Annotated in this window: 6 protein-coding genes and 1 pseudogene; 6 read left to right on the plus strand and 1 reads right to left on the minus strand. The window is 40.4% G+C overall.

The features are described from left to right. The first annotated feature begins 388 nt into the window (after positions 1-388). From G610_RS0114970 to larB, 6 genes and pseudogenes are all read left to right on the plus strand, one after another. Positions 389-2,134: a class I adenylate-forming enzyme family protein gene (locus G610_RS0114970; protein ID WP_026525418.1), complete on the plus strand. Its 1,746-nt coding sequence runs from the start codon at positions 389-391 to the stop codon at positions 2,132-2,134. An 86-nt stretch (positions 2,135-2,220) separates the two neighbouring features. Beyond that, positions 2,221-3,168 (plus strand): lysophospholipid acyltransferase family protein, encoded by a 948-nt coding sequence (locus G610_RS0114975; protein WP_026525419.1) that lies wholly within the window; start codon positions 2,221-2,223, stop codon positions 3,166-3,168. A 54-nt stretch (positions 3,169-3,222) separates the two neighbouring features. Next, entirely contained in the window at positions 3,223-4,935 is a 1,713-nt protein-coding gene (locus G610_RS0114980; RefSeq protein ID WP_026525420.1) for a class I adenylate-forming enzyme family protein, read from the plus strand. Positions 4,936-5,088: 153 nt separating this feature from the next. Further along, positions 5,089-6,765 (plus strand): annotated as a pseudogene (locus tag G610_RS0114990) (class I adenylate-forming enzyme family protein). A 272-nt stretch (positions 6,766-7,037) separates the two neighbouring features. After that, the gene (locus tag G610_RS0114995) at positions 7,038-8,318 is read left to right on the plus strand and encodes an O-acetylhomoserine aminocarboxypropyltransferase/cysteine synthase family protein (RefSeq protein WP_026525423.1); all 1,281 of its coding nucleotides are present in this window, start codon (positions 7,038-7,040) and stop codon (positions 8,316-8,318) included. 171 nt (positions 8,319-8,489) lie between these two features. Next, positions 8,490-9,242, plus strand: a complete 753-nt coding sequence (larB, locus tag G610_RS0115000) for a nickel pincer cofactor biosynthesis protein LarB (RefSeq protein WP_026525424.1) — start codon at positions 8,490-8,492, stop codon at positions 9,240-9,242. Positions 9,243-9,321: 79 nt separating this feature from the next. Here larB and G610_RS23585 read toward each other — a convergent pair. Continuing rightward, on the minus strand, positions 9,322-9,481 hold a 160-nt coding region (locus G610_RS23585; RefSeq protein ID WP_242829663.1), incomplete at its 5' end, for a transposase.

A 9,481-nucleotide genomic window follows, 5' to 3' on the forward strand; every position in this document is an offset into this window, starting at 1 on the left:
AAGCTCCCGGAAGATGTCCCTGACAAGCTCTCCGTTCTCGTAATGCGAGAGGAACAGGTTCTTAAACTCCAGGGTATAAGAAATCCTGTAAGCGGTGACGCTAAGCGTGAAGGGATTGGCAGCAAGTAGTTCGATCTGCTCCGGGGTGAATTGATTGATGTGATGACGTTCTCTCATAACAGCCTCCTTGTATGAATGATTTTATCCTACATAAGGTTGGATATAAAGAAGAACGTGTCCACAAGCCGGGGGGTTCATTAAAAAACCGTGTCCAGAAAACGGGGATGTACCACTAAATGTGGTGTCCAAAATCTGGAAATTTAGGAAAGGGGCGTGTCCACTTTATGGGATACAGTTTATGACACACAATCGGAGGTAAAGACAATGCTTGACAGACAGACAGACAGACAGACAGACAGAGGATAAACTGACGGGATTTCCGTCGATTGATAAGCCGTGGATTAAATACTATAAGGAGGATCAATTCGATATAAGTATTCCTCAGTGTTCTATTTATGAGTGCATGTACAGTTATGCAAAAACATATGCACAAGAAATTGCAATTGAGTTTTTGGGTAAGAAGATTACTTATGATCAGTTGTTCAGCAAAATTGAAGAAGTAGCTAAGAGTTTAAAGATGGCCGGGGTAAAACAGGGAGAGATTGTTTCAGTTTGTTTACCCAATATACCGGAAGCTATTTATACCTTATATGCAATAAATCGAATCGGAGCCATTGCCAATATGTTGGATGTCAGGTGCGCTGAGAGAGTTCTTGTTGCTTCTGTATTGGAAGCACATTCGAATGTGTTGATTACTTTGGATTCTGTATCTGATAAATTCAGTAGTCTAAAAAAGAACAATGACGTGAAAATTATAGTGTCAGTATCTGCTATTGAATCATTAAACCCTATATTGAAGAAACTAATCCGATTAAAGAACAAGAATTTACGATTGAGTTGTCCTGATGGTTTTATGACGTGGAAATACTTCCTTAGTCTTGGGGATAATAATACTGAAGAACTTGATGCTGAGTTTGTCAAAGATGCAGATGCAATTATCGCTTATACAGGTGGAACTACAGGGGAACCCAAGGGCGTTATCGGAACTAATGAGACTGTGAATTCTGTTGTAGAAATGGAATTAAAAGTCGGATTTAATGGAGCGGTGAGAGATAGTATCTTAGTTATTGCACCACCGTGGACATACTATGGAATCTGTAATTCAATAAATGTTCCATTATGTATGGGATTGAAATTACTGTTGGTTCCCAAGGTGGGTGCTGATGAATTACCGGATTTAACTCTGAAATTGAAGCCTAACCATATTGTTTCTGTACCTTCCGCTTTATTAGCTTTCTTAGATAATCAAGCAATGCAGAAAGCAGATCTGAGCTTCCTGAAGTCTTTTATTTTAGGAGCAGACAAATTGGATGAGAGTCTCGAGAAAGAGTTTAATTTGTTTTTGTCAAAACATAATTGCAATATTAAACTTTCAAAAGGCTATGGTATGACAGAGGTGATGGCTGCTGCTGCATATTCAAAAGCTAACGCAAATGACTTAGGAAGCGTAGGAATACCATATCCGGGAAATATTATTTCTACTTTCAAAGATGATAAAGATTATACTGAATGCAGAATAAGAGAGGTTGGTGAAATAGCAATATGTGGACCGACTCTGATGAAGGGGTATTTTGGAAATGCTAAAACTCAGGACTCAGAAATAATAAAGGTTCACAAAGATGGAACTAAATGGATCCATACAGGTGATTTGGGACATGTCGGGGAAGATGGAAGAATTTATATTGATGGCCGTCTTAAGAGGATGTTTGTCAGAAATGGATACAAAGTTTTCCCCGCAAGTATAGAAAATTGCATAATGAAGTGTGATGAAGTACAGCAAACTGCAGTTATAGCTGTAAAAGATGAAAACTACGGTAACATAACCAAAGCTTTTGTAGTGTTGAAAAATAATGCTGATAGTGATTCTGTAAAAAAAGAGTTGGTAAAGAATATTGCAGATGAATTATACGATTATGAGTACCCTGATAATTACGAATTTGTAGATAAATTACCGTTAACAGGAATGGGGAAAATAGACTATAAAAAATTGGAGAATATGGCTAAGACAATTTGACGTCTTGAAATCGAAGGGGCTGTCTTAGTGCGACAGCCCCATGTTACGTCGCAAAAAGCAAGTTGGTTTTGTGTTCGGGGGGACCGATGTTTGATAGTATTCATTCATTTAAATACATGCTTTCTTTGAGTCAGCAGGACTGCGAAGCATACTGCCGAGAAAAAAGACTGGAAAGATATCAGAAATATGGTGGTGGACATATAACTAATCTACCACTACATTCGTTCGCACATAAAGTGTTTATGCCATTCTTGAAGGCAAGCCTTTATATGGAAGGGAAAAGGCTGAATATCCTTAGAGATGATCGTATAAAAACGGACAGACCAATTATTTTTTGTCCTACACATATTGGTGGTGTGGATATTGAAATGTCGTTTCTTTCAATACAAACACCATGTTGGTTGGTGCTTGGAGATCCTAGAGAATTCTACAGGAATTTTGATGGATTTCTGCTTCAGTTAAATGGAGTTATTGTTCTGGATGTCCTAATAAAAGAGGACAGGAAAGTTGCTAAGGCACAGATGAAAGAACTTCTGCGTAAAGGAGGTAATTTGCTTCTTTTTCCGGAGGGGGTTCAGAATATTAGTCCCAATGCGCTTATAAATCCATTATTTGCTGGAGCTGTTGACTTGGCAATTGATTGCGGAGCCGATATTGTTCCAATTGCGTTATGCAGAAGAGGAGATTCTTACTATTCAATAATAGGAGAGAATATTTGTTATGAAGGCTGTCAACCTGAGGAGAGGGATATCCTGACTAACGAACTCCGGAACAGAATGGCAACGCTTAAGTGGGAAATCATTGAAAAACTGCCACAGATTCATCGTGAAAATGTTAAGGAAAGTGATTACGATGATTTTGTAAATAATGTACTCTCTTTGGATGCATCATATACCTGGAGTATTGATGATATAAAAAACGGTATGTATCATCCTAAAGACGTAGTTGAGCATGAAGATGTGTTTGATTTTGCAGAATCATTGGTTCCCAATAAAGATAACGCGTTTCTATTTGATAAAAGATTAATTGGGTGAGTATGGTTGATTAATATTATTAAAATGTGGAATTGACAAAGGGGGCGAGGAAATATGATTTTAACAGACAGACAGACAGGATATCCTTCGGTCGATAAACCGTGGATGAAGTATTACAACCAAAAAGCGCTGAGTGATGAAAATCCTGCAATATCCATATATGAATGGATATATACCCGCAACAGGAAGTATGAAGATTATGTTGCAATAAGTTATTTTGGTAATCAGATAAGATACAAAGAATTATTTGATGAAGTGGAAAGAGCTGCGTCTTCATTTGAGGCGTTAGGGGTAAAAAAAGGAGATATTGTAACACTTGCATTACCTAATATTCCGGAGAATGTAATCTGTATATATGCGTTGAATCGTATCGGGGCTATAGCAAACATAATAGATCTAAGATGTCAGGGAAATGATCTGATTCGATACTACAACGAGGTTAATTCTTTGGTGGCAGTTATTAGTGACATTTTTTTAGATAATACACTGCAGGTTCTTGATAAGACCAGATTGAGCAAAATTGTTATAGCGTCACCATATGATCGGTTATCTACGCCGCTTAAGGCCATCATGAGGAGGAAGATAAACAAGGCGGAATTAGATTCTCTTCATGCCCTAACCTGGAAAAGTTTTATCAGTAAAGGATCAGGAGAGGTAAAAGGAATACCAGGAAAAACCGAAGAGACTGCATGCATTCTTCATACCAGTGGTACAACCGGTGAGGCAAAGGGAGTTATGCTGAGTAACCGATGCTTTAATGCAATGGCGTTTCAGTGTGAACGCGATGGATATACATATTATCCCGGTGATAAATGCTTGAATTGGGTTCCGCCTTTTCTTGCGTATAATGCATTGATGGCTATGCATTTGCCACTGTCTTTGCATATGCAGATTGAGATGATACCCGAGTATAAACCGGAGAAATCAGCAAAAAACATTATGAAATATAAACCTAATCATGTGATGGCCGGACCGGCGGATTGGGTGAGTTTTACCAACACGAAAGGAATTAAAGATCTTAGTTATTTGCGATCGCTTTCCAGTGGCGGGGATTCGCTTCGTGCGGAAGAAAAACATAAGATCAACGAGATTCTTAAAGAACATGGATGTATGGGTAAAATTCTTCAAGGCTATGGTATGACGGAGGTTGGAAGTGCCGCTTCAAGTAATTTGCCTCAGGTGGATGTGGATGGTAGCGTTGGGATTCCGCTTCCGTTGATGACATTTTGTATTTGGGACAACGAAGCTAATAGAGAGATGAAATATGACGAAGAAGGAGAAATCTGTATCGCTGGTCCTACGCTGATGAATGGATATTATAACAAAGAGGATGAATCTAAAGCAGTAATGAGGATTCATAGCGATGGCAGAGTATGGATGCACACAGGCGATTTAGGACGAATTGATACGAATGGCTGCATATATCTTGAAGGGAGACTAAAGCGGATCATTATTCAGTATAACGGGATGAAAATTAATCCATATGAGATAGAGGCAACGTTGTTAGAAGATACATCCATAGAAAATTGCTGTGTTGTTGGAGTACCTGATATAGATCATGGAACTGGTGCGGTTCCAAAAGCATATGTTGTATTAAAACCCGGTTTACAGGAATTAGCAGACCAGATAGAGAAACAACTTAGAGAGAAGTGCGAGAAGAATCTTGTTGAGAGATATCGACCCAAACAGATTCAGTTTATAGAGGCGCTTCCGCTGACGGCTAATGGTAAGGTGGATTATAGATCATTAGAAGGTAAAGACTTATAGGAGGAAAGGTAATGCACACGCAAAATAACGGCCGTAATTCAAAGGACGAGAATTCCTGTTTCCATCTATAGATAAACCCTGCCTGAAATACTATAAAGAGAATGCTGAGGAAGAGGTTGATCGAATACGGAGAACAAAACGGTATGGGATGTAATTGAGAAAAAACTAAATGAACATACAGATATTCCTGCCATAGAGTATTTTGGAAAAGTCATTTCCAGAAAGGAATTTATAGAAAACGTCTATCTGTGGGCAAAAGCATTCAGGAATCTGGGTGTTAAGGAGGACGAGATCGTTGCATACTATGGACTATTTATGCCGGATGTTTGCTACATGATCTTTGCCTTGAATATGATAGGAGCGTGTCCCTATTTCCTTAAGTTGGCAATTAGTTCCAAGGCACTTGAAGAAGAGGCAAAAGAGTGCAGGATTGCCATAGTCTTTGATCAGATGTGGGAGAATGTAAAAGGGGAATTTACAAAAGATAAGTATTAGAAAGTGATAATCGCAAGAATCACAGATGCGATGCCGACACCTAAAAAGCAAATCGTGTCGGTCATGACAAAAATCCGTAAAAAGACACAGATCCCAAGAGGAGAGAAGTATATTTCTGTATCAGATGCTAAGGAACTAGGAAAAGGATATAACGGGGAGATAAAAGCCACCTTTGTTTCAAATAGAAATGCCTTCATTACTTCATCAAGCGGAACAACAGTTGGTGGAATCGTAAAAGGAGTTGTGGTAACGAATGAAACGGTTCTTACACAGTTATCAATCTCAGATGCCAGCGGAACACAGTTTTTTAAAGGAGAAAGATGTCTGAATCACTTTCCGCCAACGGCTGCCACTTCATTAAATCTTCTGTTTTTGGTGCCGCTTTATCGGGGAATGACAGTTGTCATGGACCCACGAGTAGAGGAAAAGGATTTCTATAATCAAATCACGAAACTGCATGTAAATGCGGCGTGTTCTACCGGAAGTGCATGGGAAGCGTTCTTTAATCGATTGGAGAAAGAAAGAGCAAAAGGCAAAGAATTCGATTTTTCATATGTAAAATGTTGGGTTGTTGGCGGAGAAGGAACTGATTCTAAGAAATTCCAAAAATGGCAAAACGTTATGCATGAATTAGGCTCGGATAGAGGGCTGGCAAGCGGCTACGGCTCATCTGAGTTATTTGCAAGCGCATGTTCGGAGTTTGTGAATGCCAGATATGACTTTAGTAAGCCGATAATGAGCGTCGGAATTCCAATGGCGGGTATCACAGTTGGCGTATTTGATGAAGAGGGAAAAGAGTTAGGATACAACCAAAAAGGCGAACTGTGGATTCGCAGCAAATCGGTTATGAAGTGCTATTACAATAAGCCGGAATTAACTGCCAAGACAAAGGTTGATGGGTGGATCCATACCGGTGATCTGGCAGAGATAGATGAAAAAGGGTTTGTTTATATATGGGGAAGATTAAAGGATACAGTCGGGACACAGGATGGTCGAATCATTTATTTATTTGATATAGCAAACAGGATAAAAGAAAAAGAATATATAGATGACGCGATTGTGATTGATAAATCGACCGATCCCGAATCAGTGAATCTGGTGGCGCATATCGTGTGGGATGCGTCGGTTAAGAATGAAGACAAAGAAAGAAATCTTATTGATCTGACGGAATGCATTAAACAATATGAACCGTCAGTTAAACTGAACACGTTTGCCTTTCATGATGTGATGTTACCATATTCGCCTACTACGCTGAAGAAAGACAAAAACAGGATGGCAAATCAGAAAGAAGGTTTCGTACAGGTAATCGACGGGAAGATCATCAAAGATATTTAAGAAAAAACAAATATTGACTGTAAAGTGGTTATTTCTTTTTCTTTTGTTTGCTTCCGAACAGATATGAAGCCGAGAAAGAAGCTCTTGCCGAAAGCATTTCAGCAGGGCTTTGATTTTGAGTGGTAAAATGACTGGAAGTTAAGATTTACAGGCGGCAGAATTTTTTTTGCGTTTCGCCTATTTACCTATTGACACAGTATGTAAATATATGTATCATTGGTTTCAATAAAAAAAGCGCAGAAAAACAGAATATAAAGCAGGAGGATGATGAAATGAGTGATTACAGATTTGAGACATTACAGTTACACGTAGGACAAGAGCAGCCTGATCCGGCAACAGATGCAAGAGCAGTTCCGATCTATCAGACTACCTCTTATGTTTTCAGAAACAGCCAGCATGCGGCTGACAGATTCGGACTTGCAGATGCAGGTAATATTTACGGAAGACTTACAAATTCAACTCAGGATGTTTTTGAGAAGAGAATAGCAGCTCTTGAAGGCGGTAGCGCAGCCCTTGCAGTTGCATCCGGCGCAGCAGCGATCACTTATACCATTCAGGCTCTTGCTGCAAACGGAGGACATATCGTAGCACAGAAGACTATCTATGGTGGAAGCTATAACCTTCTTGCACACACACTTCCTCAGTACGGAATTACCACAACATTCGTTGATGCACATAACCTCAGCGAAGTTGAAGCAGCTATCAAGGATGACACAAGAGCAATCTATCTTGAGACTCTTGGTAATCCCAACAGTGATATTCCGGATATTGATGCCATCGCAGAGATAGCTCATAAGCATGGTCTTCCTCTTGTTATAGATAACACATTCGGAACACCTTACCTCATCAGACCCATCGAGCATGGCGCTGATATCGTTGTTCATTCTGCTACCAAGTTTATCGGCGGACATGGTACAACCCTTGGCGGTGTTATCGTAGAGTCAGGTAAGTTTGACTGGAAGGCAAGCGGCAAGTATCCCGGAATCGCAGCTCCCAATCCCAGCTACCACGGTGTATCCTTCTATGATGTGGTTGGTCCTGCTGCATTTGTAACATATATCAGAGCTATTTTACTTAGAGATACAGGTGCTACAATTTCACCCTTCAACGCATTCCTGCTTCTTCAGGGTGTTGAGACATTATCACTTCGTCTTGACAGACATGCAGAGAACACAAAGAAGGTAGTTGAGTTCCTTAAGAATCATCCCAAGGTAGCTAAGGTAAATCATCCTTCTATCGAGGATCACCCTGATCATGCACTTTATGAGAAGTATTTCCCTAACGGCGGAGCTTCAATTTTCACATTTGAGATCAAGGGCGGCAAAGAGGAAGCATGGAAGTTCATAGATAACCTTGAGATTTTCTCACTGCTTGCAAATGTAGCTGATGTTAAGAGTCTTGTTATCCACCCTGCAACAACAACTCACTCACAGCTTTCTGATGAGGAATTGAAGGATCAGGGTATCACTCAGAGCACAATCAGACTTTCAATTGGTACAGAGCATATCGATGATATCATTGCTGACCTTGAGAAGGGCTTCGCAGCTATCTGATAAAAACTATATTTAAGGAATTCGGTTCCGCGGCACGCAGCAAAAATCCTGCTTGCCGCGGGATTTTTTTATTCAATATTTTAGGTTTTCTCCCTGCACAGAGAGGGTTATATTTATTAGAGAGAATGTTCTTCAAAAGACTTGATTCATATTATATGAGGTGACATAAGAATGGACAAAAAAGAATTGGAACAGATGTTAAAAAGTGTGGCGGAGGGTACCACTTCTGTTGATGAAGCACTGCTTAAGTTCAAGGAAGCCCCTTATGAGGATCTTGGTTTTGCCAAGCCTGACTTTCACAGAGGCGTAAGACAGGGGGCAGCAGAAGTTATTTACGGAGCGGGTAAGACTCCCGAGCAGGTACTTAGGATATCAAAAAGTCTGCGTGAAAATGGTCAAAAAACAGTTCTTATCACAAGGATGAAGGATGAAGCGGCAGAGCTTCTGAAAAAAGAGATCACAGATTTTTCATATGATGAGCTTAGTCATGTGGGAATAGTCGGAAGCCTTCCTGAGAAGGACGGAAGAGGCAAAATAGTTGTGGCAACAGGTGGCACCAGCGATATACCCGTAGCTGAGGAAGCAGCCAAAACTGCGGAGGTTTATGGCAACGAAGTGGTTCGTCTTTATGACGTTGGAGTTGCAGGTCTTCACAGGCTTCTTGGACACATGGATGAGATAATGTCAGCAAGAGTCATAATCGCCATCGCCGGAATGGAGGGAGCCCTTGCAAGCGTTATCGGCGGTCTGGCGGACTGCCCTGTAATTGCTGTACCTACCAGCGTTGGATACGGAGCTTCCTTTGGCGGAGTGTCAGCACTTTTATCTATGCTTAACTCCTGTGCCAGCGGCGTAAGTGTGGTGAATATCGATAACGGATTTGGCGCGGGATATATGGCGTCTATGATAAATCATATGAAATAACATTTAATGGAAACTTTTTATGATGTATCAGCGAGAAAACTCCTTCCGACATAGTCGGTGGGGGATGAATCGCTGACCCTCAGCGCTTTGCTTTGCAGTATCGCCCTGTTTTTTCATATTTTCTTTTGTGGTCATCCGTGCGCTGGCTTTCTATATATTTTTTCACTGTCTCAAGTGAAACGGAACCGGTTGTGGCGCAAAAATAACTCCTGCTCCAGAAAAGAGCATCTCCCCACAGA

Origin of the sequence: Butyrivibrio sp. MB2005, from assembly GCF_000424285.1 — a bacterium.
In the GTDB taxonomy this organism is placed as follows: Bacteria; Bacillota; Clostridia; order Lachnospirales; family Lachnospiraceae; genus Butyrivibrio.